Origin of the sequence: Kocuria salina, from assembly GCF_013368965.1 — a bacterium.
Taxonomy (GTDB): domain Bacteria; phylum Actinomycetota; class Actinomycetes; order Actinomycetales; family Micrococcaceae; genus Kocuria; species Kocuria rosea.
This window is the reverse complement of record NZ_SSSF01000004.1, coordinates 301397-320318: the sequence shown is the minus strand read 5'-3', so window position 1 is coordinate 320318 and position 18922 is coordinate 301397. Positions and strand designations below refer to the sequence as shown.

18 protein-coding genes are annotated in these 18922 nt (G+C 74.6%); 7 read left to right on the top strand and 11 right to left on the bottom strand.

The genetic code is table 11. The annotated features are described in order from the left end of the window. The first annotated feature begins 128 nt into the window (after nt 1–128). The 3 genes from E7Z53_RS10580 (at nt 129) to E7Z53_RS10570 (ending at nt 2720) form a co-directional block, all read left to right on the top strand. Nucleotides 129–830 carry an SDR family oxidoreductase gene (locus tag E7Z53_RS10580; RefSeq protein ID WP_017834336.1) on the top strand — a complete coding sequence of 234 codons (702 nt, stop codon included), beginning with the start codon at nt 129–131 and terminating at the stop codon, nt 828–830. A gap of 181 nt (nt 831–1011) precedes the next feature. Further along, a complete protein-coding gene (locus E7Z53_RS10575) occupies nt 1012–1686 on the top strand; it encodes a hypothetical protein (protein WP_017834337.1) in 675 nt (224 codons plus the stop codon). 143 nt (nt 1687–1829) lie between these two features. Continuing rightward, on the top strand, nt 1830–2720 hold the full coding sequence (locus E7Z53_RS10570) for an oxygenase MpaB family protein (protein ID WP_176337754.1): 891 nt from the start codon (nt 1830–1832) through the stop codon (nt 2718–2720). A 13-nt stretch (nt 2721–2733) separates the two neighbouring features. Here E7Z53_RS10570 and E7Z53_RS10565 read toward each other — a convergent pair whose 3' ends face one another. The 11 genes from E7Z53_RS10565 to E7Z53_RS10515 all read right to left on the bottom strand — a co-directional run bounded on the left by E7Z53_RS10565 (nt 2734) and on the right by E7Z53_RS10515 (nt 14465). Next, a complete protein-coding gene (locus E7Z53_RS10565) occupies nt 2734–4503 on the bottom strand; it encodes a glycosyltransferase family 4 protein (protein ID WP_176337722.1) in 1770 nt (589 codons plus the stop codon). 101 nt (nt 4504–4604) lie between these two features. Continuing rightward, a complete protein-coding gene (locus E7Z53_RS10560) occupies nt 4605–5657 on the bottom strand; it encodes an LCP family protein (protein ID WP_176337721.1) in 1053 nt (350 codons plus the stop codon). 142 nt (nt 5658–5799) lie between these two features. Continuing rightward, nucleotides 5800–6864: a lipoate--protein ligase family protein gene (locus E7Z53_RS10555; protein ID WP_095651509.1), complete on the bottom strand. Its 1065-nt coding sequence runs from the start codon at nt 6862–6864 to the stop codon at nt 5800–5802. Between the two features lie 133 nt (nt 6865–6997). Then, complete coding sequence (locus tag E7Z53_RS10550) at nt 6998–7258, bottom strand: type B 50S ribosomal protein L31 (RefSeq protein ID WP_017834341.1); 261 nt, start codon at nt 7256–7258, stop codon at nt 6998–7000. 228 nt (nt 7259–7486) lie between these two features. Continuing rightward, nucleotides 7487–8041, bottom strand: coding sequence for an AMIN-like domain-containing (lipo)protein (locus E7Z53_RS10545; RefSeq protein WP_167508885.1), 555 nt, complete (start codon nt 8039–8041; stop codon nt 7487–7489). A 127-nt stretch (nt 8042–8168) separates the two neighbouring features. Next, complete coding sequence (locus E7Z53_RS10540) at nt 8169–8972, bottom strand: TrmH family RNA methyltransferase (RefSeq protein ID WP_031283463.1); 804 nt, start codon at nt 8970–8972, stop codon at nt 8169–8171. Between the two features lie 119 nt (nt 8973–9091). Then, on the bottom strand, nt 9092–9961 hold the full coding sequence (locus tag E7Z53_RS10535; RefSeq protein WP_051063812.1) for a sulfite exporter TauE/SafE family protein: 870 nt from the start codon (nt 9959–9961) through the stop codon (nt 9092–9094). A gap of 9 nt (nt 9962–9970) precedes the next feature. Continuing rightward, a complete protein-coding gene (locus tag E7Z53_RS10530; protein WP_031283465.1) occupies nt 9971–10756 on the bottom strand; it encodes an ABC transporter ATP-binding protein in 786 nt (261 codons plus the stop codon). Nucleotides 10757–10816: 60 nt separating this feature from the next. Beyond that, nucleotides 10817–11740 (bottom strand): enoyl-CoA hydratase/isomerase family protein, encoded by a 924-nt coding sequence (locus tag E7Z53_RS10525; RefSeq protein ID WP_095651511.1) that lies wholly within the window; start codon nt 11738–11740, stop codon nt 10817–10819. Continuing rightward, nucleotides 11737–13029, bottom strand: coding sequence for a CaiB/BaiF CoA transferase family protein (locus E7Z53_RS10520; protein WP_017834348.1), 1293 nt, complete (start codon nt 13027–13029; stop codon nt 11737–11739). The genes E7Z53_RS10525 and E7Z53_RS10520 overlap by 4 nt, the downstream gene beginning before the upstream one ends. 53 nt (nt 13030–13082) lie before the next feature. Next, complete coding sequence (locus E7Z53_RS10515; protein ID WP_031283467.1) at nt 13083–14465, bottom strand: SLC13 family permease; 1383 nt, start codon at nt 14463–14465, stop codon at nt 13083–13085. A gap of 206 nt (nt 14466–14671) precedes the next feature. Between E7Z53_RS10515 and E7Z53_RS10510 the strand changes: the two genes are divergently transcribed. From E7Z53_RS10510 to E7Z53_RS10495, 4 genes are all read left to right on the top strand, one after another. Further along, entirely contained in the window at nt 14672–15370 is a 699-nt protein-coding gene (locus tag E7Z53_RS10510; protein WP_017834350.1) for a FadR/GntR family transcriptional regulator, read from the top strand. A gap of 46 nt (nt 15371–15416) precedes the next feature. Then, nucleotides 15417–16346 (top strand): phosphoserine phosphatase SerB, encoded by a 930-nt coding sequence (gene serB / locus E7Z53_RS10505; RefSeq protein ID WP_017834351.1) that lies wholly within the window; start codon nt 15417–15419, stop codon nt 16344–16346. 111 nt (nt 16347–16457) lie between these two features. Next, complete coding sequence (locus E7Z53_RS10500) at nt 16458–18257, top strand: sensor histidine kinase (protein WP_176337720.1); 1800 nt, start codon at nt 16458–16460, stop codon at nt 18255–18257. Further along, complete coding sequence (locus E7Z53_RS10495) at nt 18254–18919, top strand: response regulator (protein ID WP_017834353.1); 666 nt, start codon at nt 18254–18256, stop codon at nt 18917–18919. Before E7Z53_RS10500 ends, E7Z53_RS10495 begins: the two co-directional genes overlap by 4 nt. The last annotated feature ends 3 nt before the right edge of the window (nt 18920–18922 follow it).

The following is an 18922-nucleotide window of genomic DNA, read 5'->3' as shown; positions in this document are numbered from 1 at the left end:
GGAGCGGCTACGGTAGCAGGGCCAGGCCGTCGCACCCGCGGCGCCTGCCCCCTGTTCCGACGAGGAGCAGCACGCCCGCCCGCGGCACCGGCCGTGGGCGCGGCCGTGTCCAGCAGAGAGGAAGTTGCATGAGTCTCCAGCCCACCAATCCCGGCCGGGTGCTGATCACCGGCGGTGCCTCCGGGCTCGGCGCCGCCGTGGCGGAGGCGGTCCGCGACAACGGCGGCACCCCCATCGTCCTGGACCGGGACATCAGCACGCTCACCGGCGTCACCGCCTACGAAGTCGACGTGGCGGACACCGCCGCGGTGACCGAGGCGGTGCGCCGGGCCGTGACGGACGCCGGCGGTCTGGACGCGGTCGTCACCGCGGCCGGCATCGACCGCTGCGGCCGGCTCGAGGACGTGGCGAGCACCGAGTGGGAGAAGGTCGTGCAGGTCAACCTGTTCGGCACCGTGTCCACGGTGCGTGCGGCGCTGCCCGCCCTGCGGGAGTCCCGGGGGCGGGTCGTCACCGTGGCCTCCACCCTGGCGCTGAAGGGCGTCTCGGACGCGACGGCGTACTGCGCCTCCAAGTTCGGGGTGCTGGGCTTCACCCAGGCCCTCGCCGCGGAGCTCAAGGGCGAGGTCGGCGTCACCCAGCTCATCCCGGGCGGCATGAAGACACGCTTCTTCGACGACCGGGACGAGCAGTACAAGCCGCAGGACGACTCCCAGCTCAACGATCCGGAGAACGTCGCGAACGCCGTCCTGTTCGCCCTCGGCCAGCCCCACGGGTGCGAGATCCGCGAGCTGTTCGTCGCCCACGCCGAGGAGGGCTCCTGGCCCTGATCGGCCCTGCGCACGGAGGGACGGCCGGGCCGGACCGCGGAAACGCCTCCGGCCCGGCCGTCGCCGCTGGTGAGGGCACGATTGTCCCCACAACGGGCGACGGGTCGGGCGCGGGCAGATCATGACTGCGCATCTAGACTGATGACCTCTCCCCGACCGCACAGGAAGGCCTGACGTCAGCGTGGACTCCCCCCTCGACACCACGGTGGCACGCGTCCCGATCACGGTGCGCTGCCTCGACGAGCACGGCCGGCCGGTGCGCCTCTCGGCGCGCACGCTCGGCCGCGGCTCCACCGACCTGCAGGACCTGCTGCGCCGGGCCTACGCCGCCGTCCGGGAGGACTGCCCCGCCGAGACCGTCACCGTCTCCTTCCTGGAGGACTGCCGGGGCAGGCTGCAGCTGGAGTACCTGGTGGTCGACCGCACCCGTCCGAGCCGCTGGCGGCGGAACCGCGAGCGGGGCCGCGCGGAGGACGTCCGGACGGCGCTGACGGAGGCGACCATCGTCGTGACCCTCGCGGTCGAGGCCGTCGGGGCGGTCGCCGCCGCGTCCACGGCCCGGTGGTCGGAGGGCGACACCCCCGACTTCGCCGACCTGGTCCTCGACGGCGCGCGCACCGTCCGGCTGCCCGGCGCCGTGCGCGACCTGCTCGGCGACGACGCGGTGCTGGAGCTGCTGCGGGGCACCATGGCGATGTTCCTGGACGACGACGTCGAGCAGCTGGTCATCGGCAAGGACCCCGAGCTGCCCGGCCGCTACCAGGAGACGGTGGTCACCCGCTCCCCCGCCCTCGTGCGCTTCCTCCGGGGCGGGCCCCTGGCCGGACTGGTCCCCGGGGGCTCCGAACGGCCCTGAGCTCCCGGCCCTGCCCGCTGCGGCCCCGCCCCGGTGGCGGATCCGGGCGCGGTCCTGCGCGGCGCGCCGCCGCGGATGTCGGAGGCGGCGGCCATGATGGGCCCGACCGGTCACCGGGACGGAAGGGGCTCGACGTGGGACTGATGGCGCCGCTGCAGGACAGGCTGCGCACGACCTTCGCCGGACAGGCGGACCGCGTGCCGGAGTGGGAGCTGGCGCTGGCCGACGGCCAGGACGCCGGGCACTTCCGGCCCGGTTCGGCGGTGTGGGCCGTGCACGGGTCGATGGCGACCATCCCCGCGGGCGTGCGCGCCCTGCTCACCCAGGCCCTGCACCCGGGGGCGCTGGCCGGCGTCGTCGAGCACTCGGACTACCGGAGCGACCCCCTGGGGCGCCTCGCCGGGACCATCCGGTGGATCTTCACCGTCACCTACGGGGACACCACCGCCGCGCACCGGGCCTCGGCGCACGTCCGCCGGATCCACGACGGCGTGCGCGGCACCTACACCGGGGCCGACGGCGTGCGGCGCCCGTACTGCGCGAACGGCCCCGAGCTCGCCGAGTGGGTCCACCTGGCGTTCACGGACGCGTTCCTGCGCTCCCACCAGCGGTGGGGCGGGACGATCCCGGGCGGGCCGGACGCCTACGTGCGGGAGTGGGCCGTGGCGGGCCGGCTGATGGGCGTGGAGCGGCCGCCGCGCTCCGAGGCCGAGCTGGACGAGCGCCTCCGGTCCTTCGGCCCCCGCCTCGCCGGAGGCCCGCGCGTGGACGACGTCGTGGCGTTCCTGCGCCGCCCGCCCCTGGACCCCGTGCTGCTGCCGGGCTACCGGGCCCTGTTCGCCGCCGTCGTGGACTCGCTGCCCGGGGACCGGCTGGACCTGCTCGGTCTCGAGCGTCCGCGGCTGGGCCCCGTGCCGCTGCCCACGCGCAGCGCCGCCGGGCTCACCCTGGCGGTGGTCGGCCGCGCCCTCGGGGAGACGGGGCCGAGCGAGGCGGCCGCGCGCCGCCGCCTCGCTCGCCTCGGCCTGCTCTGAGAGCGCACCGCGCTCAGGCCGAGGCCTCCTCGGTCCCGGCGCGCCCGGTGACGTGGTCGTAGGCCTCCGCGGCCGCCGCGGCCACGCCGTGCCACGTCCCTCCCGGCACGACCCGGCGCCGGCCCTCGCCGCCGAGGCAGCGGCGCACGGCGGGGCACTCGAGCATCATCCGCAGGACCGTGGCGAGGGTCTCGGGCTCCTCCGGCGGGGTGAGCATCCCGGTGATGCCGTCGGCCACGGTCTCGGCGAGCACCGGCAGCCGCGAGGCGACCACGGGGGTCCCGGTGGCCAGGGCCTCGACGGACTCGGTCGGGGCCGCGGCCCGGGTGACCGGGCGGTCCTTGCGGGCGACCACGAACACGTCGAACGCCTGGTGGTACTGCACGACCTGCTCGTCCGGGACCCGCCCCGTGAAGCGGACCCGGTCGCCCAGGCCGAGCTCCGCGGCCAGGCGCTCGAGCTCCCGCCGCGCCGGGCCCGCGCCCACGACCACCACGAGCAGCTCCGGCACGTCGGCGCGCACGAGGGCCGCGGCGCGCAGGAGGTCGTCGAGGCCCTCGTGCTCCACCAGGTCCGCGACCGCGCCCACCACCCGGGCCGTCTCCGGCAGCCCGAGCACCCGGCGCGCCTCCCGCAGGGGACGGGGATCCGCCAGGTAGGGGCCGTCCACGGCGGGGGGCGCCACGCGGACCGGGACCGGGCCGGCCGGCAGGGCCCGCGTCAGCGCCCGCACCCGCTCGCCCATCGCACGGCTCGTGGTCACCACGTCGGCCGCGGCGGCCAGGACCTCGGCCTCCCGGGCGCAGTCGAGCCGGTGGCGCTCGCTCGTGACGGCCTCGGCGGGACGGGAGGCCGCCCACCGGTCGGCCGGCAGCTCGCGCACCTCGTACACCCACGGGATACCCAGGGCCTCGGCCACCGCGCGGGTCACGAGGCCGTTGCCGGGACGGCTCGTCGTGTGCAGCACGGCGGGCCGGGCGCGCAGGGCCAGTTCGAGCAGGGCCTGCGCCTCCTGCTGCAGTCGTGCCGTGGGCAGCAGCGCGCTGCGGGCGGGCAGGATCCAGTGGTAGGAGACGCCGTCGAGCACCTCGGGCGCCGGCCCGTGCGACCGGCCGTCGGCGGGCACGGGACCGGGGCGGGTCACCGCGGTCACGGTCCAGCCCTGGGCCACGGTCGCGGACAGCAGGGAGTGGTGGCGCGGCGCGCGGCGGCCCAGGGCGCGCGGCGGGGCCTCGGCCAGCACGTGCAGCACGGAGGCGGCCTCCGGCCGGTAGCCGACCACCGGGGTGAGCGCGGGACGCCAGCCGGAGAGCAGCCGCAGGTCGTCCTCGTAGTGGAGCAGCCGGCGGCGCTCCCCCGGCGTGGCTCGCCCGGCGGCCACGGCGCGCCGGAGCTCGACCACGGCCTCCGAGATCCGGCCGACGTAACGGTGGCGGCGGGCCCGCGTGCCGGCGAGGTCGCTGGTGCCGGGCGGCACCAGCGCGAGGAACCGGTCCGCCTCGGCCACGCGGCCCGCGGACAGGGCGGCCTCGGCGAGGCGCCGGGCCGCGCCCGGCGCGGGACGCCTGCGGCGGGCCCGGCCGAGCCGGTGCTCGAGCTGCCGCTCCGCGCGCGGGTCCGGGCCCAGGGCGCGGACCACGGCGGCCCCGGCCTCGGGCCAGGGACTGCGCAGCAGGGCGCGGGCGGCGGGTCGCGCCGCGGCGGCGGGGAGAAGCCGGGCCGCGGGCAGCCAGAAGGCCTCGGGCTCGTCGTCCGGACTGAAGGGGCGGGGAGTGTGCGGCATGGCCTTCTCGCGGGGGGTCAAGAGGGGCCGTCCCGGTCGATCACGGGGCGTGCTGCGGGCGGGGGAAGACGTTTCTCGCCGGGTCGGGGGCCGGTGGGGAACTACTGATCGTCAGGGTTCAGCGTAGCAAGATATGGGCCCAGATCGTCCGCCGCGACGGCCGTGCCGATGCCCGCCATCGCCTCGAGGTCGGGCAGGACCACGGACTGCCCGTCCGGGGACACGCCGAGGCCCTGATCGGGGGCCGTGGTCATCCGCAGGTCCCCGGCGGAGAGACCGGCCAGGTCGGGGGCGAGCCCGGCGATCCACGCCGCGTCGAGCCCCTCGCTCACCGTCAGGTAGGGCGAGAAGTCGCTGACCACAGTGTGCAGCCGGACCGGGTTGAGCAGCGTCTGCGGGCCGAGCAGCCGCTCGAGAGCGGACTGGACGTAGTTGCGCTGGTTCTCCACCCGCTGGAAGTCCCCGTCCTCGAAGGCCTTGCGCTCCCGGACGAACTCGAGCGCCCGTTCCCCGTCCATGTGCTCGGGGCCCTGCTCGAAGGTCATGCCCTCGTTGGACACGAAGTCCTGGGGCACGTCGACGGTCACGCCGCCGAGGGCGTCGGTGAGGGCCTGGAAGCCGGCGAAGTCCACCTCGGCGACCTGGTCGACCCGGGTGCCGAAGAGGTCCTCGACCGTCCCGACCATCAGCGGGACGCCGCCGAGATCGAGGGCGGCGTTGATCTTCGCCTCCCCCACCCCGGGGATCGGCACCCATGTGTCCCGCAGCACGGAGATGACGTAGGCCTCGCCGCCGTCCTCGGGGAGGTGCACCAGCATGATGGTGTCCGCCCGCACCCCCTCGACGCCCACGTCCGCCCGCCCGCCGGGCTGGCTGTCGGCGCCGAGCAGCAGCACGGTGGTGCCCCGGTCCTGGGCGGAGCCCGCGGCGGGGCGCCCGCTCTCGGCGGGGAACGCGTCGTCCACGACCTGCTTGCGGGCGTCGAAGGTCCGTCCCAGGTTCCAGACGAACGCGGCGGCCACCAGGGCGACGACCAGCACGAGACCCAGGAGCACCAGCAGCACGCGCCGGACCGGGCGGCGGCGCGGGGCGGCCGCCGCGCGCTCGGCACCACGGTCGGCGTCGCGGGCGGATTCGCGGTCGTGGACGGTCATCAGAGGCTCCCCGTTCGGTGGGTCGGGCGGACGCCGGTCGCGGCACCTGCCCCGGTCGGTGCGCCCATGCTAGGCCGCCGCTGCTCGGAGGTCGCCCGGAGGTCGCTGGGAGAGCCGGGGGCGGAGAAGGGCCACGGGCGGGTCAGGGCACCCGGGCGATCCACTCCGAGGTGGCGAACTTGGTGCGCACGAGCTCGCGGGCGGCGGCGATCTCGGCGTCCCGGACGGTGCCCTCCGCGGCGCCGTAGCGGCCCGCGAAGACCTCCACGAGCTTGCCCACGACGTCGGCGCGGGCCATGCCGGTCTGCCGGCGCAGCGGGTCCACGCGCTTCTTCGCCGAGCGGTGCCCCTTGTCGGAGAGCTTCTCCTTGCCGATCCGCAGGACCTCGGTCATCTTCTGCGCGTCGATGTCGTAGCTCATGGTCACGTGGTGGACCATCCCGCCGCCCGCGAAGCGCTTCTGCGCCGCTCCGCCGATCTTGCCGTGCTCGGTGGCGATGTCGTTGAGCGGGACGTAGAACGCCTCCAGGCCCATCTCCTGGAACGCCTGCATGACCCACTGGTCGAGGAACGGGTAGGACTCCGAGAAGCTGAGCCCGTCCACGAGCGTCTGCGGCAGGTACAGCGAGTAGGTGATGCAGTTGCCCGCCTCCATGAACATGGCCCCGCCCCCGGAGACGCGGCGCACCACGGAGACGCCGTGCCGCCGGGCGCCCTCGGCGTCCACCTCGTTGCGCAGGGACTGGAAGGACCCGATCACCACGGACGGCTCCTCCCAGTCCCACAGGCGCAGGGCGGGCGGGCGCCGGCCCGCGCCCACCTCGCGGGCGAGGACCTCGTCGAGCGCGAGGTTCTCCAGGGTGGGGCGGACGGTGGGCGGGATGACCTCCCACGCGTGGTCGTCCCACGTCGTGGCGTGGGCCAGGGCCCGGCGGACCGCGGTGGCGATCGCCTGCGGGGAGAAGCCGAACAGCACGACGTCGGGCGCGAGGGCCGCCTCGACCGCCGCGACGATCTCCTGCGGGGAGGCCTGCTCGCTGAGCCCGGTGAGCGCCGCGTTGATGTCCTCGAGGGCCTCGTCGGGCTCGAGGAAGAAGTCCCCGTTCACGGAGACGTCGGCCAGCCGCCCGTCGACCACGTCCAGGTCCGCGACCACGAGCTTGCCGCCCAGCACCTTGTACTCCCCGTGCCGTCGCTCCTGCGCCATCCGTGTCCTTCCCTCGTCCGTGCCGGTGGTCCCGGGTCAGCCTACGCCGGGGACCGCGGGCACGGCGCAGGCCCGGACCGGTGCGGTCCGGGCCTGCGGGCGATCGTGCGGGGCCCCGCGAGCGGGACGGAGATCAGCTGCTGGACTTGCCGAAGTTCTTGAAGCGGGCGTTGAAGCGCTCCACGCGGCCGGCGGAGTCCATGATGCGCTGCTTGCCGGTGTAGAACGGGTGGGACTCCGAGGAGATCTCGACCTCGATGATCGGGTACTCGTTGCCGTCCTCCCACGTCTCGGTCTTCTTCGAGGTGGCGGTGGAACGGGTCAGGATCGTCTTGCCGGAGGCCAGGTCGCGGAAGAGGACCGGGTGGTAGTCCGGGTGGATGTCAGTCTTCATGGGGTTCAAACCTTTGTCGTCGGTGCCTGGATTTTGCCAGCCACGGTTTCGCTCGGTGGGCGGTGCGCCGTCGTCGTCCGTCCGCGCGGTCCGGGAAGGGCGGGGGCATCGGGCACCAGCGGTCCAGCGTACCGGATCGCCGGTGGAAATTCACCCGCCGTCCCGCGGCGCGGGGGGGCCCGGTGCTTGCCGTTCCCCCCCCCGCGCCGCTGCCCCGGCCGCGGCGCCTCACCACCGGTGGGCGACGTCCACGACGAGCCGCGACCCCCGGCCCGGCCCGTCGAGGACGAACACCCGGAACGGCAGCCGCGCGCGCACGCCGAGGCCGACCGATGTCCGGGCCTCGTAGCTGCCGCCCCACGCGACCTGGCGGAACGTGCGGTAGCCGGCGACGTCCACGAGCTCCCGCCGGTCGTCGAACTCGTAGGTGGGCCTGCCCCTGCCGTCGTAGGCGGGGGCGTTGGCCGTGATCACCAGGTCGGTCCCCCGCAGGGGGATGGGGTCGCCGGAGCCGATGCCCGTGAACCGGGCGTAGCGCACGTCGTAGCCCCGCAGCCTGCCGTCGAGGTCGATCACCATCCGGTCGAAGCAGCGGTGCTGCCCCGCCCGGACGTCCGTGACGTGGGGGTAGCGGGGCGTGGTCGCCTCACCGCTGCGGGCCTTGGCCCCCGATCCCCACGTGATGCCGCAGTACGGGGCCGCGGCGTTCGCGCTGCCGGGGACGATGAGCCCCAGCCCCATGGCCAGCACGAGTGCCGCCAGCCATGAGATGACTTTCTTCATGATGCACCTTCTCCAAGACCCCTCGGGCCCCGGTGGGCTCGAGCGGGTGCTCCCATGATCCGCCTTTCCGAATGCTAAGTCTCCAGGTGAGGGTGAACTGGGTCAGCAATCGTTATGGGGCGGGGCGTCAGCGGCCGGGCCGGGTCTCCCAGAAGGCCACGGCCGAGGCGGCGGCGACGTTGAGGGAGTCCACGCCGTGGGACATCGGGATCCGCACGGTGAGGTCCGCGTGGTGGACGGCGGCGGCGCTCAGCCCGTCCCCCTCGGTGCCGAGGACCAGGGCCAGGCGCTCGTCGCGGCGCGCCGACAGCTCCTGGAGGGTGATCGAGTCGTCGCTCAGGGCGAGCGCCGCAGTGGTGAAGCCCGCGTCCTTGATCCGCTGCAGGTCGGCCGTCCAGTGCTGCAGCCGGGTCCACGGGACCTGGAACACGGTGCCCATGGAGACCCGGATGGAGCGCCGGTACAGGGGATCGGCGCAGCGCGGGGTGACGAGCACGGCGTCGACGTCCAGCGCGGCGGCCGAACGGAAGATCGCCCCCACGTTGGTGTGGTCGACGATGTCCTCGAGGACCGCCACCCGGTGCGACGACGCCAGGAGCCGCTCCAGCTCCACCGGCTCCGGGCGCTGCATGGCCGCGATCGCCCCGCGGTGCAGGTGGAAGCCGGTGATCTGCTCGAGCACCTCGTCCGGGCCGACGTACAGGGGCACGTCCGGGTGCTCGGCGAGGACGTCCGCGAGGTCCTCCAGCCACTTCTCCGCCATGAAGAAGGACCGAGGGGTGTGCCCGGCCGCGAGCGCCCGGCGGAGCACCTTGGAGGACTCGGCGATGTACATGCCGCGCTCGGGCTCGAGCTTGCGCCGCAGCCGGACGTCGGTCAGGCGGGCGTAGTCGGCCACCCGGGGGTCGTCGGCGCTGTCGAGGCGGATCATCTGGGGGAGGTCGGTCACGGGGGTCTCTTCGGGGTCGGGGTTCGAGGCGGGCGGGGTCGGGGCCGCGGAGGGGGTCCGCCCCGAATGGTAGCCGGAGCCCGTCCGGGGCCCGGCCGGTCTCAGAGCAGCTGGGACACGAGGCTCACGAGGGCCACGACGCCGAGCACCACGATCACGGTGCGCAGCAGGACCGGGGAGAGCCGGCGGCCGATCTTGGCCCCCGCCCAGGCGCCCACCGTGGAGCTGAGGGCGATGAGCAGCACCACCCACCAGTTGATCCGGTCGAACGCGAACAGGATGTAGGACACGGCGGCGACGATGTTCACCGCCGCCACCAGCACCACCTTGACGGCGTTGGCGGCCTGCAGCGAGGCGAGCAGGAAGACGCCCAGGATGCCGAGCAGCAGCACGCCCTGGGCGGCCACGAAGTACCCGCCGTAGATCCCGGCCAGGAACACCAGGACGTACAGGGACGCGGGCTGCGGGGCCCGGTCCGGGTCGAGGGTGCGGGGGGTCTCCCCCCGGGCCCGGGCCGCCGCGGCGGCGGCCTCGGCCTGCTCGTCCTTGCGCCGGCGCACCAGAGCCTGGAGCCGCGGCTGGAAGACCACGAACAGGAGGGCGACGACGATCAGCCCCGGCGCGGCGTAGCCGAAGACCTCCTCGGGCAGGTGCAGCAGCAGCCACGCGCCGATCACCCCGCCGAGCGCGGAGCAGGGGATGAGCTTGAGCAGGGTCCGTTCCACGCCCGCGAGCTCGTGGCGGTAGTTCCAGGCGCCGGTGAGGTTGCCGGCGATCAGGCCCATCGCGTTGGACATGGACGCGGTCACGGGCGGGACGCCCATGGTCACGAGCACGGGGAAGGTGACGAGGGTGCCCGAGCCGACGATGGTGTTGATCAGTCCGGCGGCGACGCCGGCGAGCAGGATGAGGGCGGCCTGCCACCACTCGAACGGGAAGTCGGCGGCGAGGGCTGCGAGCGTGTCGGGCACCACGTCGGGTCAGGACCGGCCGAACGCGGCGAAGCGGTTGCCGACCTTCACCAGCTTCAGCGGGAGGCCGAAGGTCTCGGAGAGGTTCTTCTGCGTCATGACGGTGCGGACGGGGCCCGCGGCCACCACCCGGCCCTCGCGCAGCAGCAGTGCGTGGGTGAAGGCGTCGGGCACCTCTTCGAGGTGGTGGGTGACCATGACGATCGCCGGGGACGCCCCGTCGCGGGCCAGCTCGTCCAGCCGGGCCACCAGGTCCTCCCGCCCGCCCACGTCCAGGCCGGCGGCGGGCTCGTCGAGCAGCAGCAGCTCGGGGTCGGTCATCAGGGCGCGGGCGATCAGGACGCGCTTTCGCTCCCCCTCCGAGAGCGAGCCGAAGCGGCGCTCCGCCAGGTGCTCGATCCCCCACGCGGCCATGAGCTCCTGCGCCTGGGCCTCGTCGGCGTCGTCGTAGCTCTCGATCCACCGCCCCGTCACCCCGTACGCGGCGGTGACCACGCAGTTGCGCACGGACTCGGCGTCGGGGATCTGGGTGGCGAGCACGGCGGAGGTCAGCCCGATGCGGGGGCGCAGCTCGAACACGTCCACCGCGCCGAGGATCTCGTCCAGGATGTCGACCATGCCCCGGGAGGGGTGCAGGCGGGCGGCCGCGATGGACAGCAGGGTGGTCTTGCCGGCGCCGTTGGGGCCGAGGATGACCCAGCGCTCGCCCTCGTTGACGACCCAGTCCACGGAATCCAGCAGGGTCTTCTGTCCGCGGACCACGCTGACGTCCACCATCTCCACCACAGCACTCATACCCGCCACTCTAGGACACGCGGAGCGCCGCACCGGCGTGCCGGTGCGGCACGCGCCCCGTCAGGGACGGGCGGAGCGGCGCGGCCACCGCCCACGGATGATCGACGCGCGGTGCTCCCTGCCCCTCCCGGCGGCGCCGGAGCGGGCGGCCCAGAAGTCCTCCCCGGCCCAGCGGAAGCGGGGCGTCTCCTTGGCCAGGAACGCGCGCTGCCCGATGCGGGCGTCGGGTCCGTCGAGGACTTCCCGGAACAGGGCCTCGGAGATCTCGTCGGCGCCGAGCCCGGCCGCCTCGCCCTCGTCCGGGGAGGCGAGCGCGATCAGGTGCTTGTGGGCCTGCACGGAGAGCTGGGACCGCCCCGCCAGGTCCGTGACCACCTGCTCCAGGGCCGTCTCGAAGCCGGCGTCCTCCACCACGCGGGTGAGCATGCCCCACCGCTCGGCGTCGGCGGCGGTGACGGTGTCGCCGGTGAGCAGCAGGTAGGAGGCCGTGCCGGGGCCCACCAGGCGGACCAGGCGCTGGATCCCGGAGGCCGGGAACACGATGCCGATCCGGGCCGGGGTCAGTCCGATGCGCAGGGAGGCCGTGGCGATGCGCAGGTCGCAGGCGCCGGCCAGCATCCAGGCCCCGCCCATGCAGTACCCCTCCAGGGCCGCCACGGTGGGCTTGTGCACCGCGGCCAGGGCCGCCTCGGCCTCGGTGAGCAGCCCGCCGCGGGGCAGCCCGGTGCCGGGTTCGCCCAGGCACTCGAACACCTCGGCGATGTCGGCCCCGGCGGAGAACACCCCGCCCGCCCCGCGCAGCCCGATCACCCGCACGCCGGGGTCGGCGTCCAGCTTCTCCAGCACACCGGGCAGGGCCGCCCACATCGCCGGGGACAGCGCGTTGCGCCGGTCGGGGCGGTCGAGGACCACCCAGGCCACGGGTCCTTCCCGCCGGACCTCCAGGGCGCCGGTGGACATCTCGGGGAGGGGCTGAGCGGTCATCGGAGGGCCTCCGCCTTCGGGTCGGTGGTGTTCCCGGTGGGGCCGGCCCCGGTCGCGGTGCCCGCGAGCCAGTCGCGGACGGAGGCACCGTGCTGGTCGAGCACGGGCGGGGCGGCGTGGTCCCGCCGTGTCGTCTCGTCCGTGTCGCCGGGGGCGAAGAACCGCACCGCGGGTCCGGGCAGCTCGACGGGACCGAGGACCTCGTGGTCGACGCCCACGACCAGCCCCTGCGAGCGCACCTGTTCCCAGGCGTAGACCTCGTCCAGGGTCCGGACCTTCCCGGCCGGGATGCCGATCCCGGCCAGCAGCTCCAGCAGCTCCTCGGGACCGTGCGCGGCGAAGGCCTCCTCGACGGCGGCGATCACGGCCGGGCGGTTGCGGACGCGGTCGGCGTTGGTCGCGAACTCCGGCCGGTCGGGGTCGATCCCGAAGGCCCCGGCGAAGGTGCGCCACAGCTTCTCGCTGCCCACGCTGATCTGCACCTTCCCGCCGCGGCAGGCGAACAGGCCGTAGGGCGCGATGGAGGGGTGGTGGTTGCCCTGGGCCCGCGGCACCTCGTGGGCCACGGTGGCGCGGGTGCCCTGGAAGGCGTGCACCCCGACCACCGAGGACAGCAGGGAGGTGCGCACGACCTTCCCGGCCCCGGTGCGCTCGCGCTCGTAGAGGGCGGCCAGCACGCCGTAGGCGCCGTTCATCCCGGCCAGCAGGTCGGCGATGGGCACGCCCACCCGCTGGGGGTCGTCCGGGCCGGAACCGGTGAGCGACATGAGCCCGGCCTCGCCCTGGACGATCTGGTCGTAGCCGGAGCGCCGGGACTCCGGTCCGTCGTGGCCGAAGCCGGTGATGGAGAGCACCACCAGGCGGGGGTTCAGGCGGTGCAGCTCCTCGACGGAGAAGCCGAGCCGGTCCAGCACCCCGGGCCGGAAGTTCTCCACCAGGACGTCGGCGCGCTCCACGAGCGCCCGGAGCACCTGCCCGCCGTCCTCGGACTTGAGGTCCAGGGCCACGGACTCCTTGTTGCGGTTGCAGGACAGGAAGTACGTGGCCTGCGGGTCGTCCTCGGGTCCCACGAAGGGCGGGCCCCACCCGCGGGTGTCGTCACCCGTGCCGGGGCTCTCGATCTTGACGACCCGCGCGCCCAGGTCGGCGAGCATCATGGCCGCGTGCGGGCCGGCGAGGGCACGGGACAGGTCCACGACGAGGGTGCCGGCCAGGGGGCCGCCGGACGGCGAGGGCTCCTGGGGGTCGGTGCGGGGCGGGGTGCCGGTGGCGGGCTGGATGTCGGTCATGGCGGGTTCCTCCGTGATCGGGTCGGTGGGCATCGGCGGGGCGGGGCTGCGGGCTACAGCCAGCCGGGGGCGACCATCACGGCCCAGACCAGCAGCGGGCCGATGACGACCACGCCGGTGGCGTAGACGAGGATCTTCTTGTAGAAGACGTCGCGGTCCACGTCGGCGGGGGCGTTGGCCAGCACGAGCGCGCCGTTGGTGGAGAACGGGGAGACGTCGACGATGGTCGAGGCCACGGCCAGGGCGCAGATCAGCCCGGTGGCCCCGACCTCGCCCGCGAGCAGGAAGGGCACGGCCAGGGGGATGAGCGCGGCGAGGATGGCGGTCGAAGAGGCGAAGGCGGAGACGACGGCGCCGATGTAGCAGATCAGCAGCGCCGCCAGCAGCGGCATCCCCAGGCCGGCCACGCCGTTGGAGACGTACTCGATGGTGCCCGCCTCCTGCAGCACGCCGACGAAGGTGAGCATGCCGCCGAGCAGGAGCACGGTGGACCAGTCGATCTTGTTGACCGCGCCCTTCTGAGCCTTCGGGGAGACCAGGGCCAGGACGACGGCGACGGTGATGGCCACGAAGCCCACGTCCACGCCGAAGCCCAGGGCGACGACGGCCAGTACGACCAGGCCCAGGATGGTGGCGGCCTGCGGGAGCAGTCCGTCCCTGCCCTCGCGCCGGACCGGGGGCTCGGAGGATCCGGCCGGGTCACGGGGACCGTACATGCCCGAGCCGAAGCCCTTGAAGTCCACGTCCCGGTCCCCGGCGTGCCCGGCGGCGACCCGGCTGCGGGACAGGCGGGCCTCGGAGGCCCGCTCCACGAAGTCCTCCGCGCGGGCCGAGACGAGGCCGCGCCCACCGAGGGTCACGAACAGGCCCACGGCGATCAGCAGGTTGAAGACCAGGCTGGAGAGGAACACCGCGGTGGGGCTGACGTCCAGGCCGGCCCCGGCGACGATGCCGTTGACGGTCACTCCGTAGACGGAGATCGGCGAGAAGCCGCCGCCCTGGGCGCCGTGGATGACCATCATGCCCATCATCAGGGGATTGATCTTGTACTTGGCGGCGAAGCTCAGCGCGATCGGGGCGATGATCGCCACGGCGGCCGGGGACAGGGCGCCCACGGCGGTGATCACGGCAGTGATGAAGAACATGATCCACGGGATCAGCGCGACCCGGCTGCCCACCAGTTTCACCGCCGCCTGCACGAGCAGGTCCACGGTGCCGTTCTTCTGGGCGATGGCGAACAGATAGGTCACCCCCACGATGGTGAGGAACAGCCCGCCGGGGAACGCCTCGAGGATCTGGTCGGTGTCCATCCCGAGGACGAACACCCCCAGCACGAACGCGCCCACGAAGGCCAGCGCCCCCATGTTGACGGGCAGGACGGTGGCCACGACGAACATCGCGGCCAGGATGATGATGGAGAGCACTTCTGGGCCCATGGGTCTTCCTTCGGACGAGGACGGTCCCGCCGGTGAGGGTGGAGCTCCTGCGGGAACAGTGGTGTGGATCACACCGCCAGTTTTGGACTAGCCAATAGGACACTAGGGGTCCTTGTCAATCGTTGGGCTAGCATAGGGGCCGGACGCCACTGGGTGGTGCCGCGCCGCCGGGACGCTCCGGCGCCGTGCGACCGGGGAGGACGGACATGGCAGGGCCCAACAGGATCGACCGGGTGGAACGCCCTCGGCTCTACGAGCAGGTGGTGGAGCGGCTGCTGGACCACGTCATCCAGGACCGGCTCGAGACCGGCGACCGGCTCCCCCCGGAGCGGGACCTCGCCGACAGCCTGGGCGTCTCCCGCGCCACCGTCGCCCAGGCCCTGGTGGCCCTGGAGGTGCTCGGGGTGATCGACGTGCAGCACGGCAGCGGGGCGGTGCTGCGCTACCGGCCCTCCAGCGCCGTGGTGCTGCGGGGACTGCGCGAGCACGCCGATCGGCTGCCGGACATCGTCGACGCCCGCAGCGCCGTGGAGACCAAGATCGCCGCCCTGGCCGCGGCCCGGCGCACCCCCGAGGACCTGTCCGCCATCGAGCACGCCCTGGCGCTCATGGCGCAGGACATCGCCGGCGGCGGCCGCGGACTGGAGGGCGACGAGCTGTTCCACGCCGCGGTCACCGCCGCCGCCCACTCCTCGGTCCTGGCCCGGATGATGACCGAGATCTCCGGACTCGTGCGGGAGACCCGCATCGAGTCCCTGAGCCAGCAGGGCCGCCCCGAACGGTCCCTGGAGTCCCACCGGACGATCGTGGACGCCATCCGCGACCGGGAGCCCGAGCGGGCGGCCCGCGCGATGGCCGAGCACATCGAACTCGTCTCCGACGTCGCGGTGCTCCGCCCCGAGTGAGGGCCCCGGTCGGCCGTTGCCCGCGCCTGCCGATAAGCTGGCGCACATGACCACCGACCTCGCCGTCATCGCGTTTGCCCAGAATCCGGACCCTGAGGCCCGTGAGCGCATCCTCACCCTCGTGCAGGACGCCGGCGCCGAGGTCGAGCGCTTCTCCACGGTGCGGGTCACCGGCCCCGGTTCGGCCGGGCCGGACTCGGAGGTCCCCGGCTACAACGCCTTCACCGCGCTCGTGCACGGCTCCGACGCGACCGCCCTGCTCGCCGCCCTGCGCCCCGACCCGCTGACCCAGATGCTGCCGGGCGTGGACGTCAACGTGGTGCCGACCACCCTCTTCGACCCCGGGCGCAAGAAGCTGCTCATCATGGACGTCGACTCCACGCTCATCCAGCAGGAGGTGGTGGACATGCTCGCCGCCCACGCGGGGCGCGAGGCCGAGGTCGCCGCCGTGACCCGGGCGGCCATGCTCGGGGAGCTGGACTTCGCCGAGTCCCTGCTCGCGCGCGTCGAGACCCTCGCCGGGCTGCCCGCGTCCGTGCTCGACGAGGTCCTGGCCGCGGTCCGGCTCTCCCCCGGCGCGGACGTGCTCGTCAAGGCCTTCCTGCGGGAGGGGCACGCCGTGGCGGCGGTCTCCGGCGGCTTCCTGGGCGTCCTCACCCCGCTCGCCGAGCAGCTGCGGCTCACCCGGCACGCGGCCAACACCCTCGAGGTCGTCGACGGCACGCTCACCGGCAGGGTGCTCGGCGAGGTCGTGGACCGCACCGTCAAGGAGCGGTGCCTGCGGACCTGGGCCGAGGAGCTCGACGTCGCCCCCGAGGACGTCATCGCCGTGGGCGACGGCGCCAACGACCTCGACATGCTCACGGCCGCCGGGCTCGGCGTGGCCTACAACGCCAAGCCCGCCCTGCGCGCGGCCGCCGACGCCCAGGTCAACCTGCCGAACCTCGACGCGGTCCGGTTCTTCGCCGACCTCTGATCCCCCGCCCCCGCCGGGACCCCGCTCCCGGCGGCCGACCCGGGTCGTAGAGTGGGATGCAGCACGCGCGGCCCTCGAGCACGAGACCGCGCCCGGCCCCGAGGAGAGACAGTGACGGCACCCGGTGCGCCCCGGCAGCGCCCCGGCTTCCTGGCCCGGATGATGCTGCTGCACCTCGCCGTGGTGACCCTCGTCGTCGCCCTGTGCGGGGGCGTCTACGCCTGGCTGACCTACGAGCGGCTGGGCCGCGACGCCGAGGGCCAGGCGCTGTCCATCGCCCGGTCGGTCGCCGCCGACGACGACGTCCGCGCGGGCGTGGCGGACCTGCTCGACGCCGGTCCCGCCGACCTCGACCCGGAGGTGCTGTCCGGGGGCGCCCTGCAGACCGCCGCGGAGGAGGTCCGCGACCGCACGGACTCCCTCTTCGTGGTGATCACCGACGACACCGGGCTGCGGCTCTCCCACCCCAATCCCGAGCAGCTGGGCCGGCCCGTCAGCACAGACCCCACCGAGGCCCTGGCCGGGCGGGAGGTCACGAGCCAGGAGCGCGGCACCCTGGGGCGCTCCGCCCGGGCCAAGGTCCCGGTGTACGCCCCGGGAACGGACGACGCCGTGGTGGGCGCCGTCAGCGTGGGGATCTCCCGCACGGACATGCTCGCCACCCTGCGGGAGGACATCACCCCCGTGGCCGCCACCGCCGTGGGCGCCCTCGGCCTCGGCGCGGCCGCCTCCGCGGCGATCGCGCGCCGGCTCAAGCGCCTCACCCTCGGCCTGGAGCCCGAGGAGATCGCCACGCTCGCCCAGGACCAGGAGGCGGTGCTGCGCGGGGTCGACGAAGGCGTCATCGGCATCTCCCCCGAGCACCGCATCACCGTGGTCAACGCCGAGGCGGGACGGCTGCTGGGCGTGACGGAGCCCGCCCGGCTCGTGGGGACCCCGCTGGCCGAGGCGGGCCTGCCGACGTCCTTCGCGGCGCTGCTCGCCGCGGCGACCCCCGCGTCCCCGGCCGTGGAGCAGGTCGTCGGCCGGCACGTGCTGATCCTCTCCGCCCGCGCCGTCCGGCCCGACCGCCCGGGCCTGCCCCCGCTGGGCTGGGTGGTCCTGATCCGGGACCGCACCGAGCTGCAGTCCCTGACCCGCCAGCTCGACGCCGTCGGCGCCCTCAGCACCGCCCTGCGCGCCCAGCGCCACGAGTTCGCCAACCGCCTGCACACCATCGCGGGGCTGCTCGCGATCGGCGACGCCGAGGAGGCCCGCCGGTACGTGGCCGAGGTGACCGAGACCGGCCCCCTCAGCTACCCCGCCGAGGGGGCCCAGCTGCTGCGCGACCCCTACCTGCAGGCCTTCCTGGGGGCCAAGAGCGTCGAGGCCGCCGAGCGCGGCGTGAGCCTGCGCATCGGCGCCGACACCCTCGTCCGCGGCCGCATCACGGACCCGCAGGACGTCACCACCGTGATCGGCAGCCTCGTGGACAACGCCGTCCGCGCCGCCGTCCAGGGCGCGGCGGGAGACCGATGGGTCGAGGTCGAGCTGCTCGACGACTGGACCGGCGGGGAGGGCACCCTGCACCTCGTCGTGGCCGACTCCGGCGACGGGCTCCCCGTGGCGGACCCCGAGCCGATCTTCGCCCAGGGCTGGTCCACCGCCGTTCCCGCCGGCGGATCCGGGGACGAGGGCGCAGCGCCGTTCGCCGTGCTGCCCGACGTCCACGGCCAGGGCTTCGGCCTGTCCCTGAGCCGGGAGCTGGCCCGCCGGCGCGGCGGAGAGGTGTGGGTGGCCGATCCCGGACGCCCCGGCGGGCCGGGAGCCGTCTTCTGCGCCCGCCTGCCCGGTACCGCGGTCCGCGACCCCGGGCCCGGGGCCGACGTCGGCGGCGAACGGTCCGCCGGCAGATCAGGAGGTGCAGGATGAGCGACGACCTGGTGGTCCTCGTGGTCGACGACGACTTCCACGTGGGACGGCTGCACGCCGGCTTCGTCAACGCCGTGCCGGGCTTCACGGCCCTGACCCCCGTGGGCACCGCCGAGCAGGCGATGCGCACCGTCCACGCCCACCAGCCCGACCTCGTGCTGCTGGACGTCTACCTGCCCGACGCACTCGGCCTGGACCTGCTGCGGGCCCTCGACGTGGACGTCATCATGCTCACCGCGGCGGCCGACCCGGCCTCCGTGCGGACCGCCGTCCGCCGCGGCGCGCTCGCCTACCTCATCAAGCCGTTCCCGAACGAGCGGCTGGCGCGCACCCTGCGGGCCTACGCCCGGTACCGCCGGCTGCTCACCGACCGGGACGCGCTGACGCAGGAGACCGTGGACCGCGCCCTGCACGCCCTGCACCCGGGCGAGACCGCCTCCCCCGGCGAGCGCACCCGGTCCGCGACGGAGGGCTCGGTCCTGGCGGCCCTGGAGGCCGGGGTGCCCCTCTCGGCCGCGGAGATCGCCCGGAAGGTCGGCATCTCCCGGGCCACCGCCCAGCGCTACCTCTCCGCACTGGCCGAGGACGGGTCGGTCGAGATCCAGCTCCGCTACGGGAGCACGGGCCGCCCGGAGCACCGCTACGGGCCCGCGGCCTCCTGATCC

Coding starts and splice junctions, on each gene's coding strand:
- E7Z53_RS10565 (WP_176337722.1), bottom strand. CDS start 4,503: ATGCCGCACACTCCCCGCCCCTTCAGTCCGGACGACGAGCCCGAGGCC.
- E7Z53_RS10545 (WP_167508885.1), bottom strand. CDS start 8,041: ATGAAGAAAGTCATCTCATGGCTGGCGGCACTCGTGCTGGCCATGGGG.
- E7Z53_RS10540 (WP_031283463.1), bottom strand. CDS start 8,972: ATGATCCGCCTCGACAGCGCCGACGACCCCCGGGTGGCCGACTACGCC.
- E7Z53_RS10560 (WP_176337721.1), bottom strand. CDS start 5,657: ATGACCGTCCACGACCGCGAATCCGCCCGCGACGCCGACCGTGGTGCC.
- E7Z53_RS10525 (WP_095651511.1), bottom strand. CDS start 11,740: ATGACCGCTCAGCCCCTCCCCGAGATGTCCACCGGCGCCCTGGAGGTC.
- serB (WP_017834351.1), top strand. CDS start 15,417: ATGACCACCGACCTCGCCGTCATCGCGTTTGCCCAGAATCCGGACCCT.
- E7Z53_RS10520 (WP_017834348.1), bottom strand. CDS start 13,029: ATGACCGACATCCAGCCCGCCACCGGCACCCCGCCCCGCACCGACCCC.
- E7Z53_RS10515 (WP_031283467.1), bottom strand. CDS start 14,465: ATGGGCCCAGAAGTGCTCTCCATCATCATCCTGGCCGCGATGTTCGTC.
- E7Z53_RS10570 (WP_176337754.1), top strand. CDS start 1,830: ATGGCGCCGCTGCAGGACAGGCTGCGCACGACCTTCGCCGGACAGGCG.
- E7Z53_RS10555 (WP_095651509.1), bottom strand. CDS start 6,864: ATGGCGCAGGAGCGACGGCACGGGGAGTACAAGGTGCTGGGCGGCAAG.
- E7Z53_RS10550 (WP_017834341.1), bottom strand. CDS start 7,258: ATGAAGACTGACATCCACCCGGACTACCACCCGGTCCTCTTCCGCGAC.
- E7Z53_RS10580 (WP_017834336.1), top strand. CDS start 129: ATGAGTCTCCAGCCCACCAATCCCGGCCGGGTGCTGATCACCGGCGGT.
- E7Z53_RS10495 (WP_017834353.1), top strand. CDS start 18,254: ATGAGCGACGACCTGGTGGTCCTCGTGGTCGACGACGACTTCCACGTG.
- E7Z53_RS10530 (WP_031283465.1), bottom strand. CDS start 10,756: ATGAGTGCTGTGGTGGAGATGGTGGACGTCAGCGTGGTCCGCGGACAG.
- E7Z53_RS10510 (WP_017834350.1), top strand. CDS start 14,672: ATGGCAGGGCCCAACAGGATCGACCGGGTGGAACGCCCTCGGCTCTAC.